We start from the raw sequence: 14,230 nt of genomic DNA on the forward strand, positions 1-14,230 counted from the left end.
TAAGGCATAAAAATATAATGAATAAATTCCAATTACCCCAAGATTCTAAAATGCGCTGCCCTGAGTTCCTATTTGGTGTCGCGACGTCTTCTTACCAAATTGAAGGTGGCGCGCAACTTGGCGGGCGTACTCCATCGATTTGGGATACGTTCTGCAACAAGCCTGGCGCCGTCGACAATGCTGATAACGGTGATGTGGCGTGTGATCATTTTCATTTATGGAAACAAGACATTGAGATGATTCAAGGTCTTGGCGTGGATGCCTACCGTCTGTCGATGGCATGGCCTCGTATCCTGCCAGAAGATGGCAAGGTGAATGAAGAAGGGCTGAAGTTCTACGAGCAAATCATCGATGAATGTCATGCTCGCGGTTTGAAAGTGTTTGTCACTCTTTACCACTGGGACCTGCCTCAATACCTTGAGGATAAAGGTGGCTGGCTTAACCGTGAAACGGCTTACAAGTTTGCAGAGTACGCGGATGTAGTTAGTGCTTACTTCGGTGACAAGATCGACTCTTACGCAACACTGAACGAACCTTTCTGTTCTGCTTACCTAGGTTACCGTTGGGGTGAGCATGCGCCAGGTATTAAAGGCGAACGTGAAGGCTTCTTGTCGGCACACCACCTCATGTTAGGTCATGGCTTGGCGATTCCACACATGCGTAAGAACGCACCAAACGCAATGCACGGCTGTGTGTTCAATGCGACGCCTGCGTACCCATACACAGAGGCAGACGCAGAAGCGGCAGAGTACAGCGATGCAGAAGGTTACCACTGGTTTATGGACCCAGTGTTGAAAGGGACATACCCAGAAACCGTACTTAAGCGTCAAGCGCACAACATGCCGATGATTCTAGAGGGTGACCTCGATATCATCCGTACTGACCTAGATTTTATTGGCATCAACTTCTATACCCGTTGTGTGGTGCGATTTGATGCGAGCGGCATGCTAGAGAGCATTCCTCAACCAGAAGCAGAGCATACGTTTATTGGTTGGGAGATTTACCCACAAGCACTAACCGATCTATTGCTGCGTCTGAAAGCGCGTTACTCAAACCTACCGCCGCTGTACATCACTGAAAACGGCGCGGCGGGTGATGATCACCATGTAGCGGGCCAAGTGAATGATGAACAACGTGTGCGCTACTTCCAATCGCATTTAGAAGCGCTGGATGAAGCGATCAAAGCAGGCGTAAATGTGAATGGTTACTTCGCTTGGAGCCTAATGGATAACTTTGAGTGGGCGTATGGCTACAAACAACGTTTTGGCATCGTACACGTTGACTACCAAACTCAAGAGCGCACCTTAAAGCAGAGTGCGATTGCGTACCGAAACATGCTGCTAGAGCGAGCTGAGGAGAACAGATAATGGCTAAAGTAGAATTCAAAAACATCAAAAAGTCTTACGATGATGTAGAAGTCGTCAAGCACTTCGACTTTACCGTGCAAGATGGCGAATTTGTGGTTTTCCTTGGTCCGTCGGGTTGTGGTAAATCGACCACACTGCGTATGTTGGCGGGTTTAGAAAGCATCACAGCCGGTGAGATTTACGTTGGCGATAAGCTGATGAATAAAACCGACGCCAAAGACCGTGACCTTGCGATGGTGTTCCAAAGCTATGCGCTTTACCCACACATGACGGTCTACGAGAACATCGCCTTTGCGCTCAAGCTAAAGGGCATGCCGAAAGATCAAATCGACGTTGAAGTGCGCAAAGCGGCGAAAATGCTGGAGCTGGATGCGCTGTTGGATCGTAAGCCAAAAGAGCTGTCTGGTGGCCAGCGTCAACGTGTGGCGATGGGACGTGCGATGGTGCGTACGCCAAAAGTATTCTTGTTTGATGAGCCATTGTCTAACCTTGATGCCAAGCTACGTGGTGTGATGCGTGAAGAGATCAAACACCTTCATCGCGAACTGAAAACAACGACGATTTATGTAACTCACGACCAGATTGAAGCGATGACATTGGCAGATCGTATCGTGATTCTGAAAGACGGCTATGTGGCTCAGGTTGGCACGCCAACAGAAGTATTCCAGCGCCCAGCAAACAAGTTCGTGGCTCAGTTCATCGGTAACCCATCAATGAACATGCTGGATGCGAAGCTCGTGGGTGAAGAAGGCAACTGGGAAGTCGAACTGGGTGATGTTCGTATTCCTCTTCCAGAGCGCTTCAAAGCTCACGCTTCTAAGAACCTAGCGCTACACTTTGGTGTTCGTCCGACGGACATTCATTTGCGTTCAGAGCAAGTGGATCACGACCGCGTACTGCCGTTCCCGGTGAAAATCAAAGATAAAGAGCTATTGGGTCCGAGTATTCTGTTGAAGACAGAAATCGCTGGTCAGCCTCTAATGGTGGAAACGCAAGCCGCTGAAGTGGATGTGGATACGCTGACTCTATACTTGGATTTGGATGCAATTCACCTATTTGATGCGTTGAGTGAAAACTCTCTAGCAACGTTCTAATCTGACATATGAAAGCCAGTGCGCATAAGGCGTGCTGGCTAATTACCAAGCTCTCATTTCTTATCGTTAAGCGTTGCCGTACTCCTTTCGGTTAAATATATTTCTATCATTAGCTTGCATGTTGGTAACTATGAAAAAGAAAAAACGCGCTCCATCCATTTACGATGTCGCCAAACTCGCCGGGGTTTCACCGAGTACCGTCTCTCGTTTTCTCAATCGCACCACCTTTATTTCTAAAGAGAAAACCATAGCGATAGAAGACGCGATCAAAGCGCTCGATTACAAACCGAACTACCAGATGAATCAGGGCAGTAATACGCGCTCTATGACGATTGGTGTGTTAGTTCAAAATCCTGAAAGCCCTTTCACTAGCCGTATCTTTAATGATATGGAACGATTCCTTGGGCCAAAAGGGTATTCGCTCGTGATTGCTTCGGGGTACTGGCAACACAGTATGCAGTTACAGGCGTTGGATTATCTTGAAAAGAGCAATGTTGATGGCGTGATTGTGGTCGCTGGTAGCTTAACCGAACATGAGTTGGTTGAGTATTCGCGAAAAATTCCGGTCGTTGCGGTTGGTTATAGCTACACCAGTGAAAAGCTGCATTCAGTCAACATCGATAACGTTCTAGGTGGCCACATGGCAACGCTGCATTTGTTGCAACAAGGCCATGTGAACATTGCTCATATCAAAGGGTTACTCAACCAACCAGACGCGGTTGCGCGTTTTGTCGGTTATAAGAAGGCACTCACTGAAGCGGGGATCAAAGTGCGGAATAACCTCATTAAGCAGGGCGATTTCAGTAGCGAAGTCGGCTATGAACGCACCGTTGAGTTGATTGAATCTAAAGTGCATTTCTCGGCGTTGTTTGCCGCCAATGATCAGACCGCTTATGGGGCGATCAAAGCGCTGCATGACCACGGTTTTAAAGTGCCGGAAGACGTCTCTGTGATTGGCTTTGACGATCTGCCTACGTCGAAGTATTTCACCCCGGGGCTGACCACACTACGTCAGCCTGTTGAAGAGATCGGGGTTGCCTGTGCCGAGTCGATTCTTGGCTTATTGACTGGTGAGCAGTGCAATACTCGACTTCCACCGATTGATCTGATTGTACGTGATTCAACGGTATCGAAATTCCGTCCTCAATAAGCCAATACCCAAGTAGCCAATACTCAAAAGCTAGGGTTACTTGGGTATCACTGCTCTAAGCGGGTAACAAGTCCGATTGATAGTAAGCTAGTTCACTGGGCAGAATAGGGTTGGTCAAATGAAACACACGGCGCTGGTGGAGCTTCATTGCACGCACATCTGTGCCGTAGGTTTGTTCAAATAACTCATCCAGTTCACCATTGTTCAGGCTACGTTCCAGTCCTAACTTGAGCTCTGTAAATAATTCGGCCTTTTCTGGATGGCAGTAAAACACCAGTGGGAAAGGGTAATAGAGCATAATGGTTGGTTCCACGACCAAATCGGGAACAAGGTACGCGTATTGTGTCACGATCGCTTCGGCTTCATTTGCACCGAGTGCCATGTAATCACATTCGCCACTCTGTACCGCTAATAAGCGCTCCTCTAGGCTGTCATGCTCTTCGACTTGATACTGATTAACGCGAAACAGATCGGCATCCGCCCAAGTTGCAGGAATACCAATACTCATCTGTTTTAGCTTCGCTTCACTCAATCCTCGAAACTCTACCAATCGGTCTTTACGGACAATCAAAACTCGGCAGCCCAATAATCCTTTACATAAAGGCTGTGGAAGCATCAGATAACTGCCTTGAGCAAACTTCTTATTGCCAGCAACGGTGACGAGCAGGTCAGTTCCGTGAGAGAAGACTTGCCCTTCATCCTTTGCATCTGGATAGTCAGTTAAGTCATTGTTTAAAAACAATTCCTGTTGAGAGTTTTGAAGCGCAAGTTGCAAGGCCTCCCATTCATATTGCTGACGAATCGTTGATTTATTGCCATTCCAAAATTGCACCATGGTGCTCTCCTTTAAGTGGATCTCATTAGATTATGATTTCACTGCTTATTTAATATTGAAAGCGCTTTCTTTTGTTTCGTGGAATTTTGTGTACGAGCGCACGAAGGCTGAATCAATGAGTGAACTTTATTAGGAGTAGCTATTGTCAAAAATGATCGTGACGTCACGCATGATCAAACTTGCATGAGCTCACAAAATACAAGGTTTTGGAGTTGATTTTAACCTATTGAAATTAATAGATTAAATATTAAAGTGAGATCTAGTGCTGTTTTAACTTATTGAATATATTGATTTTGTTTGATTGTGATCAGAGCTTTGTTTTTGCTCACTTTTATTGAAGAACCTAAGCATTTTTACGAGTATCTATCGCATAAAGAAAGCGCTTTCTTTGTGTCGGTTTCGAGCCTGTCAGCGTCGTCAGCGATGATGAACTGATGAAACCATTCAACAAAGTTCGCTTCATTTTTTTGAAATCAAAAGAAAGCGCTTTCTTTTCGTATCCAACATTATAAAAGGACAATGTGATGCATAAGAAAACTCTGCTCGCTACATTTGCTGCCAGCATGATGCTTGCTACTACTGCTCAAGCGGACACTATCAAACAAGGTGGTACGCTGACGGTGCCAATCATCAATACCGGGTTTGTTGAAAACTTTAACCCTTACACGACGAAGGACACCTTACACGGCATTATGTTCGAGCCATTGTTTGTGTTGAACAACATGACGGGGGAAACACACTATCGTTTGGCTGAGTCGGTTGAATATTCTGATGACCTAAAAACCATTACGCTAAAATTACGTGAGGGCTTGGAATGGTCTGATGGTGCACCACTTACTGCAGAAGACGTGGTGTTCAGCTTTGAGTTGACAAAGAAAGCGCCGGCATTTGATGTAAAAGCGATTTGGCCAACGGGTAACTTAACAAGCATTACAGCGACAGATAAACAAACGGTGGTATTCAACCTAGCAGAACCAGATTCAACTTTCCTTTGGAGCATCGGCGCTTACCACATTGTCCCTAAACACACTTGGTCGAAAGTAACAGATTACACAACGTTCACTAACCCTAATCCTGTGGGCAGCGGCCCGATGACGACGGTGAAGTACGTAAAACCTCAGCAGATGGAGCTATGTCGTAATCCACATTACTACCTAGAAAACCGTCCTTACCTAGACTGTGTAAACTTCCGTTCTTACAACGATAACTCACAGATCCAGCCTGCTCTGATCAAAGGTGAAATCGACTGGGGTTCAAACTTTATTGCAGATGTTGAGTCCACGTTTGTTGGCCAAGATAAAGAAAACAACCACTTCTGGTACCCAGCGAACGATGCGATTCACTTGTACGTGAACACCAAGAAAGCCCCGTTTGATGATCTGCGTGTACGCCAAGCCTTGTCTATGGCGCTAGACCGTGAAGCCATTGTTGATATTGCGGCTTACGGTTACCCAACGGTGAACTATAACGTCGGTGGTATCGCTGAGCTTTACAAAAACCACATTGATGAAAATGTGAACAAAAAGTTTGGTCACTTAACGCAATACGATGCGAAGAAAGCGCAGAGCTTACTCGATGAAGCTGGTATTGTTGACCGCAATGGCGACGGCTTCCGTGATAACGCTGATGGTTCTACTGTTGAGTTTGATATCGAAGTGGTTAACGGCTGGACGGACTGGATTCAGGTCGTGCAAATGGTGACAGAATACTTCGCGGATGTTGGCATCAAGGCGAACGTGAAAACCGTTGACTGGGCGGTATACGACAAGAACTTGAAAGACAGTGCGTTCACCATGTCAATCAACTGGTCAATGGTGTCGGATAACCCAATCCTTGCATTCCAAGAGTACTACCACACATCACGCGTTGGTAAAGGTTTCCATGCAGGTCACGGTGTGCATTCTCCTGAAATCGATAAGCTGATCGACAGTTTCGGTAAAATTGGTGATGCAGAGAAACAAGAAGCAATCATCTCTGAACTTCAAGAGTTTACGGCAGAGAACATGCCATTTATCCCGCTGTTCTCAAACCCAACTTGGTTCCAATACAGCACGAAAAATATCGTTGGTTGGCCAAGTGAAAAAGACCCTTACATCCAACCGGTTTGGTATGACGGCGGCAAGCGCGTGATCATCCTGAACAACCTACACCTGAAATAACTAGCAGTTTCAATTTGTAGGTAGGTTTTTTAATTAACATCGGAGCCGCAACCGTAATTACAAAAGTAAGTGCGTGTTGTGGCTCGTAAGTTAAAGGTTTGATATGTCGTTTCTAGCTCGCCGATTTGGCTTTTATTTTACTGCCTTTCTGATTGCGATCTCTTTCAACTTCATGTTGCCGCGCCTTATGCCTGGTGACCCTGTTGATGCCTTGTTTGCTGCGGCGCAAGGTCGAATGGATCCTGCTCAGATGGATGCTGTACGTGAGATGTACGGCTTTGTTGATGGTAACATCTTTGTTCAATACATCGCTTACATGAAAAGTGTTTTCACGCTTGATCTTGGTCCATCGGTTTTGATGTTCCCAGTCAGCGTATCTGAAGTGATTGCGATGGCACTGCCATGGACCATGTTCCTAGCGCTAGGTTCTCTGATCGTGGCGCTGATTATTGGTGTGAGTATTGGTACTTATGCCTCTTACCGTCGTGAAGGACTGTTTGGCCAAATCGTGCCGCCAGTACTGGCCTTCATCAGTAACTTCCCTTACATCGTTACTGCTTTATTGCTGTTCTACTTCTTCGGTTTGAAGATGGAATTGCTGCCGTTGGCTTACACCTATGACCCGTCGTTGGAGCCTGGCTTTAACTGGGAATTCATCAGCAGTGTGGCGAAACACGCAATATTGCCAATGGGCTCAATGGTCGTAGTCGGTATCTCGACATGGGTGTTCAACATGCGTAATGCGATGATCAACGTGCTGGGTGAAGACTACGTCACCATGGCAGAAGCGAAAGGCTTGAGCAGCTACAAAGTAATGAGCCGCTACGCAGGTCGTAATGCGATTTTGCCTGTTGCAACAGCGATTGCGATGGCGATTGGTTTTTCATTCGCTGGCTCAATCATGACAGAGGTGGTGTTCAACTACCAAGGTTTGGGCAACATTCTGCTGAAGGGCATCGTGGCGCGTGATTACCCACTTATCCAAGCCATCTTACTTATCTTAGTGACGGCGGTTCTGACTGCCAACTTCATTGCTGATCTGCTGTACGTGTGGCTTGACCCACGAATTTCGAACTAAGGTGCATCATGGAAAAACTAATCAATACCCCAACGCCTTCTGAGCACGATGAACTGATGACTCGTGAGTCGAAATTCTCTTGGAAGCGAATCAAAAAAAGCTTCGGCAAAGTGTACGCTTTTTTCTATGGCAACCCGCCTGCCATTATCGGTGGTTTGCTGCTGTCGATTGTTCTAGCTGGTGCGATTTTCGCTCCTGTGCTAGCAACGCATGACCCTGACCGTCGTGTTGCAAGACCACACGTTGCGCCAAATGCAGAGCACGTACTTGGCACTACTCGTAGTGGCCGTGATGTCTACAGCCAAGTGTTGCACGGCGCGAGAAAATCACTCACGGTTGCGATTTCAGCTGGTGTGATTGCAATGAGCCTAGCCGTCATTATCGGTGTCTCTGCGGGCTACTTCGGCGGCAAAATCGATGAGCGTCTTAACTTCCTAACTAACGTTTTCTTGGTGTTCCCTCAGCTACCTTTGCTGATTGTGCTCGCCGCTTTCTTAGGGCAGGTGGGGTCCCTCGTCATCACCATATTGCTCGGAATAACTTCCTGGCCTTGGGGAGCGCGAGTGATTCGTTCGCAAACCATGGCGATTCGAAGCAAAGAATTCATTATCTCGGCAGAAGTAATGGGCGAATCAAAAATCCGCATCATCCTAGTCGAAATCCTACCGAACCTTGTCTCGATTGTATTTGGTGGTTTCTTGGGCACAGTGATTTACGCAATGGGCTCAGAGGCGGGTCTTGGCATCCTAGGTTTGGGTGACGCAACAGAAGTGAGCTGGGGCTCGATGTTGTACTGGGCACAAACGTCTTCGTCTCTATACACAGGTGCTTGGTGGGAGATGCTAGTCCCTGCGATGGCTCTCGCAATCACAGGTGGTGCACTGGCACTGATCAACATGTCGATTGACCAAGTGAGTAACCCGAAACTTCGTACTGGTCCACACATTAAGCTGTGGCACAAACTGAAAAAAGAAGCAGATAAGCGCCGAGGTCTAAGATGAGCAACTTATTAGAAATTAACAACCTATGCGTCGATTACGTGTCACCAAATGGTGTAGCGCGTGCGGTGAACAACGTCAGCATCAGCATTGCTCCGGGTGAAACGCTCGGTATCGCCGGTGAGTCTGGTTGCGGCAAAAGTACCTTGGCATTTGCTATCTCACGTCTGCATAAAGCACCGGCTCTGATCTCTGAAGGGGAAATTCTCTACAAAGGTCAGGACGTATTGAAGATGAACGATAAGCAGCTGCGCAACTTCCGTTGGAATGACGTGTCTGTGGTGTTCCAAAGTGCAATGAACTCTTTAAACCCAGTGATCACCATTGGTGAGCAGTTAACCGACGTGATTCTTGCGCACCGAAAAGTGACTTACCAAGAAGCGTATGACCGTGCGGTTGAGCTGCTTGGCGTGGTGGGCATTCACGGCGACCGCATGGCGAGCTTCCCACACCAATTGAGTGGCGGCATGCGTCAACGTGTTGTGATTGCTGTTGCGCTCGCGTTAGAGCCAAAATTGATCATCATGGACGAACCAACCACCGCGCTCGATGTGGTGGTAGAGCGTGAAATCCTGAATGAACTTTACGAGCTGAAGAGCAAATTTGGTTTCTCGATTCTGTTCATCAGCCATGACTTGAGCTTGATGGGCGAAATCGCAGACCGCATTGGTGTGATGTACGCGGGCAACCTAATTGAACTTGGGGATGCGAAGAACGTATTTGGTGATCCTCAGCACCCATACACCAAAGGTTTGATTTCTTCATTCCCAACCATTCACGGGCCGAAAGAGCGTTTATACGGCATTCCGGGTAACCCTGTGAACCTACTGAAAATTCCGCAAGGGTGTAACTTCCAAGCGCGTTGCAATGCATGTTTTGCAGAGTGTCAGAAGAGCGATCCAACCTTGGTGCCAGTTACGAATGGCAACCTAGTGTCATGTCATTTGATGTAAACGGGAGAGAATAATGGATAACGTAACAAACCCAGAAGTGATTCTCTCAGTTAAGAATCTAGTGAAAGATTTTCCTATTGGTCAGTCTGCAAAAAGCAACCTGATGCGAGCGGTGAATGACGTCACGTTTGAACTGCGCAAAGGGGAAGCGCTGGCTATCGTGGGCGAATCTGGCTCAGGTAAAAGCACGGGCGCACGCGTTTTGACGCGCATCTACGACAAAACCTATGGTGAGGTAACGTTCAAAGGCCAAGAGTTGGGTGAATACATTCAAGAGCACGGCGAGCTGGAATACGCGCGCCAAGTGCAGATGATTTTCCAAGACCCATTTGGCTCGCTGAACCCAGTTCATACCATTTACCACCATATTGCACGTCCGCTTCTGATCCACAAACGTGCGGAAAAAGACGCGATTCCAAAGCTGGTTTACGAACTGCTTGAGCTGGTTGGTCTGTCTCCGGTGAAAGAAACCGCAGAAAAGTACCCACATGAGCTAAGTGGTGGTCAGCGCCAACGTGTTGCGATTGCTCGTGCGATTGCCGTCGACCCTGAAGTGATTCTGGCGGATGAGCCTATCTCAATGCTCGACGTGTCAGTTCGCTTGGGCATTTTGAACTTGATGTCGGATCTGAAAGACAAGCACGGTATCTCTTTCATGTACATCACCCATGACATCGCGACCGCGCGTTACTTCGCGGAAAAAACCGCCGTTATGTACGTGGGCCACATGGTCGAGTGGGGCAACAGCGACAACGTGACACAAAATCCGCAACACCCATATTCCCAGTTATTGCTCTCAGCGGTGCCTGAAGTGGGCAACTCCGGTAAGCGTGATTTGATGGCGAAGAAGGGTGAAATCCCGCTATGGAAGCCAAGCAGCGTAGGCTGTCCGTTTGCCAGTCGCTGTTTAAAAGCGACCGAAGTGTGTACTCAATCGGTGCCTGAAGCGACGAAAGTCGGCGAAGACCATTACGCACGCTGTCACCACTTAGGATAAAAACAAATTAGCTAATTAAAAAAAGCGTAGAAAGAAAGCGCTTTCATAATTATTGGAAGAACATTATGACTTTTGAACATTATTCTTGCCCAACCGTAGAGGGAAGCTTCGTCGATTTGGACGGCGAGCGATACTACAAGATTTCTCATGTCGACCAAATGAACCCGTTTTTCATCAGTGTCGTGTCGGCCAGTGACCATTGGCTGTTTATTTCATCCGCGGGCAGCTTGTCGGCGGGGCGTATTCGTCCCGAGAACGCGCTGTTCCCTTACAAATCTGTCGATCATATCCATGAGAGCGCGGAAAACACGGGCTCAAAAACCATCATTAAAGTCGCCAGCGAACAAGGTGTGGCAATGTGGGAACCGTTCAACCGTCATCATGATGGCTTGTACCAAGTTGAGCGTCATCTGTACAAAAACACCATTGGTGACAAGATTGTTTTTGAAGAGCTTAACCACACGTTAAAGCTTAAATTCCAATGCAGCTGGAACACCAGTGAAGAGTTTGGCTTTGTTCGTCGCTCGCAAATCACCGATCTTTCAGGCACAACTCGAGAGATTGAGTTGATTGATGGCCTGCAAAACCTATTGCCATCGGGCGCGCCGCTGTCTGCGTTGCAAACTCGTAGCGCTTTGGTCGATGCCTACAAATGGAATGAGTTGCTTGATGGCAGTTCACTAGCACTGTTTACCATGTACGCAAAACTCAGTGATCGTGCTGAGCCAGCGGAATCTTTGCTTGCAACGACCGTATTCAGTGTCGATAACGATTATGGCCAGCGCTTATTGAGCAGCAGCCAAGTGAGCGCGTTCCGTCAAGGTCGTGAAATCAAGAATGAAACTCTGACCAAAGGCGTACGTGGCAGCTACTTGATTCACAAGTCTATCAAGCTAGAAGCAAACCAACACAAGTCTTGGTTGATCATTGCGGACATCGATAAGAACCACAGTGATGTGACAACGATGCGTAATCGCCTTGCGCAGCCAGTGAACATGGCGCAACAAGTTGAGCAGAGCATCGCTGCCAATCAACAAGAGCTGATAAGTTTGATGTCTGGTGCGGATGCTTGGCAAATCACCGCGGAAGAAGAGACCAGTGTGCACCACTACGCGAACGTGCTGTTCAATAACATGCGTGGTGGGGTATTTGAGAACAATTACACCCTAGATAAAAAAGATGTGTTGGCGACGATTCGTAATGCCAACCGCCTTGTGTTTGAACGTCATGCTGCGCTGTTTAATGACCTGCCGGAGCAGTTTACCCATGCTGAGCTTGTGAGTCTGGCTAAGCAGAGTGAAGATGCACAGTTAATCCGTTTAAGTTACGAATATTTGCCGCTGACGTTTGGTCGTCGCCACGGTGATCCAAGTCGTCCTTGGAACCACTACGAAATCAAATTGAAAGACGACAATGGCGAGCGTTTGCTTTCTTACCAAGGTAACTGGCGCGATATTTTCCAAAACTGGGAGGCGATTGCACTGAGCTATCCTGGCTTTATTCAATCGTTCCTAGCCAAGTTTGTGAATGCATCCACAATGGATGGCTATAACCCATACCGCATCACCAAAGATGGTATTGACTGGGAAATGCTGGAGCCAGATGACCCATGGAGCAACATTGGTTATTGGGGCGACCATCAAATCATTTACTTACTCAAGTTCCTAGAACTGGCAGACAAGTATCAGCGCGATGACCTGTTAGCGATGATGCAAACGGATGTGTTCAGCTACGCGAACGTACCTTACGAGTTGTGTGATGTTGAGAAGTTGTTCGTCAATCCAAAAGACACCGTGACGTTCAATGATGAGTTGCAACACAGCATCGAACAACACGTATCTGCAATGGGCAGCGATGGTCGATTGGTGCTTGGTAGCGACAACGACGTGTACATGGTCAACCTGACTGAGAAAGTGCTAGTACCACTGTTGGCGAAACTGAGTAACTTGGTACTTGATGGCGGCATTTGGCTCAATACTCAGCGACCAGAATGGAACGATGCGAACAATGCGATTGTGGGTAATGGCTTGTCGATGGTCACGCTGTACTACATGCGTCGCTATGTCGCGTTTTTGCAGCAACTGTTGGCAGATGCACCCGCTTCGGTCAGCATGTCGAAAGAAGTGTTTGAATGGCTACTTTCAACCACTCGTATCTTGTCGGAAGCGGCAAAAGAGATTCGCCAAGAAACCGTAACTCGCCAAACTCGCAAAGCGATCCTGACTCAGTTGGAGAAAGCCGCCGAAGATTTCCGTCAGCGCGTATACCGTGTGAATGGTTTCTCGGGCAAAACCACCGTTGAATCATCGGCTATCAAGCAGCTACTTGAGGTGAGCTTGACTGTGCTGGATTCGAGCATTGCGAGCAACTTGCGTGAAGATGGCCTGTTTAACGCCTACAACATCCTGACTTACTCTGCGGAAAGCTTGCAGGTGGAAGAGTTGTACCCAATGTTGGAAGGTCAAGTGGCAGTCCTGAGCGCTGGCGTGCTGACACCAGCGCAAGCGGTGAACTTACTGGACAATCTGTTTGCCAGCGAGATGTACCGTGAAGATCAACACAGCTTCATGTTGTACCCAGATCGTGATTTGAGTGCATTCATGAACAAGAACAGCTTAACGGACGCGCAAATCAATGCGGTGCCGGTGTTAAGTTCGATGCTGAAAAAGGGCGATCAACGTTTAGTAAATGCGGATGAGCAAGGTCAATTCCACTTCCATGCGAGCCTAGAGAACAGCGGTTATCTTAAAGCGCAGATTCAGCAGCTTCGTGACGAGTATGCTGATGTGGCTGAAGAAGAATGGGAAGCGATTGAAGCCCTATACGAAGATGTGTTCAATCACAAATCCTTTACTGGCCGCTCTGGCACCATGTTTGGTTACGAGGGTTTAGGCTGTATCTACTGGCACATGGTTTCTAAGCTGTTGCTTGCGGTACAAGAAAACTACTTGGCAGCGCGTGAACTGGATGCTGATAGCGAAGAGACGCAAAAGTTAGCGGAATACTACTACCGAGTTCGCGCTGGTATTGGTTTCAACAAAACGCCAGAAAACTACGGCGCATTCCCAACAGACCCTTACTCTCACACACCAAAGCATGCTGGTGCGCAGCAACCAGGTATGACGGGGCAGGTGAAAGAAGAAGTGATTACGCGCTTTGTTGAACTGGGCATTTTGGTTGAAGAGGGCGAGATTCGTATCGACCCACGTTTGCTTCATCGTCATGAGTTCTTGACCGAATCGGCATCGTTCTCTTGCCAAAGTGTGGCGGGTCAAACGCAAAGCTATGTGGTTGAGAAAGATCAGTTGGCGTTTACTCTGTGCCAAGTGCCGTTTGTGTATCAACTTGTGGAGTCGGAGATTCAAGCTGGTATGGTATTAACCCAATCAAATGGTAAGCAGCTTGTTGTAGAAGGCTTGGCGCTATCGAGCGCGTTGAGCCAGCAAATCTTTGCGCGCTCTGGAGAGGTTGAGAAAGTCGTTGTGTCGATTCCAACATCGCTCTTAAGAGCATAAGTCGCTGAAAAGCAAAGGCCCCGATCGATATCGGGGCCTTTTTGTATCTGTATTCAGCCAAACGAGTTGGTACGACTGGAGTGT

The 14,230-nt window shown here is 47.6% G+C and carries 10 protein-coding genes; 9 read left to right on the plus strand and 1 reads right to left on the minus strand.

What is annotated here, in order from left to right; translation table 11 throughout:
• Positions 1-17: 17 nt before the first annotated feature.
• The 3 genes from KIV41_RS18830 to KIV41_RS18840 all read left to right on the plus strand — a co-directional run bounded on the left by KIV41_RS18830 (position 18) and on the right by KIV41_RS18840 (position 3,611).
• Positions 18-1,367: a GH1 family beta-glucosidase gene (locus KIV41_RS18830; protein ID WP_071235799.1), complete on the plus strand. Its 1,350-nt coding sequence runs from the start codon at positions 18-20 to the stop codon at positions 1,365-1,367.
• Positions 1,367-2,461 carry an ABC transporter ATP-binding protein gene (locus KIV41_RS18835; RefSeq protein WP_285337415.1) on the plus strand — a complete coding sequence of 365 codons (1,095 nt, stop codon included), beginning with the start codon at positions 1,367-1,369 and terminating at the stop codon, positions 2,459-2,461. The genes KIV41_RS18830 and KIV41_RS18835 overlap by 1 nt, the downstream gene beginning before the upstream one ends.
• A 130-nt stretch (positions 2,462-2,591) precedes the next feature.
• Positions 2,592-3,611, plus strand: a complete 1,020-nt coding sequence (locus tag KIV41_RS18840) for a LacI family DNA-binding transcriptional regulator (RefSeq protein ID WP_285337416.1) — start codon at positions 2,592-2,594, stop codon at positions 3,609-3,611.
• A 55-nt stretch (positions 3,612-3,666) separates the two neighbouring features.
• Here KIV41_RS18840 and KIV41_RS18845 read toward each other — a convergent pair whose 3' ends face one another.
• Entirely contained in the window at positions 3,667-4,446 is a 780-nt protein-coding gene (locus KIV41_RS18845; protein WP_285337418.1) for a transporter substrate-binding domain-containing protein, read from the minus strand.
• 524 nt (positions 4,447-4,970) lie between these two features.
• Between KIV41_RS18845 and KIV41_RS18850 the strand changes: the two genes are divergently transcribed.
• From KIV41_RS18850 to KIV41_RS18875, 6 genes are all read left to right on the plus strand, one after another.
• Positions 4,971-6,605 (plus strand): ABC transporter substrate-binding protein, encoded by a 1,635-nt coding sequence (locus KIV41_RS18850; RefSeq protein ID WP_285337420.1) that lies wholly within the window; start codon positions 4,971-4,973, stop codon positions 6,603-6,605.
• A gap of 103 nt (positions 6,606-6,708) precedes the next feature.
• Positions 6,709-7,683: an ABC transporter permease gene (locus KIV41_RS18855; RefSeq protein WP_005428401.1), complete on the plus strand. Its 975-nt coding sequence runs from the start codon at positions 6,709-6,711 to the stop codon at positions 7,681-7,683.
• 8 nt (positions 7,684-7,691) lie between these two features.
• The gene (locus KIV41_RS18860; protein ID WP_161445443.1) at positions 7,692-8,684 is read left to right on the plus strand and encodes an ABC transporter permease; all 993 of its coding nucleotides are present in this window, start codon (positions 7,692-7,694) and stop codon (positions 8,682-8,684) included.
• On the plus strand, positions 8,681-9,634 hold the full coding sequence (locus KIV41_RS18865) for an ABC transporter ATP-binding protein (protein ID WP_038887923.1): 954 nt from the start codon (positions 8,681-8,683) through the stop codon (positions 9,632-9,634). The genes KIV41_RS18860 and KIV41_RS18865 overlap by 4 nt, the downstream gene beginning before the upstream one ends.
• A 13-nt stretch (positions 9,635-9,647) precedes the next feature.
• Positions 9,648-10,631, plus strand: a complete 984-nt coding sequence (locus KIV41_RS18870; protein WP_285337422.1) for an ABC transporter ATP-binding protein — start codon at positions 9,648-9,650, stop codon at positions 10,629-10,631.
• A gap of 65 nt (positions 10,632-10,696) precedes the next feature.
• Entirely contained in the window at positions 10,697-14,146 is a 3,450-nt protein-coding gene (locus KIV41_RS18875; protein ID WP_285337424.1) for a hypothetical protein, read from the plus strand.
• The last annotated feature ends 84 nt before the right edge of the window (positions 14,147-14,230 follow it).

The sequence above is a fragment of the Vibrio sp. D401a genome, assembly GCF_030248515.1.
GTDB classification, from domain to species: domain Bacteria; phylum Pseudomonadota; class Gammaproteobacteria; order Enterobacterales; family Vibrionaceae; genus Vibrio; species Vibrio rotiferianus.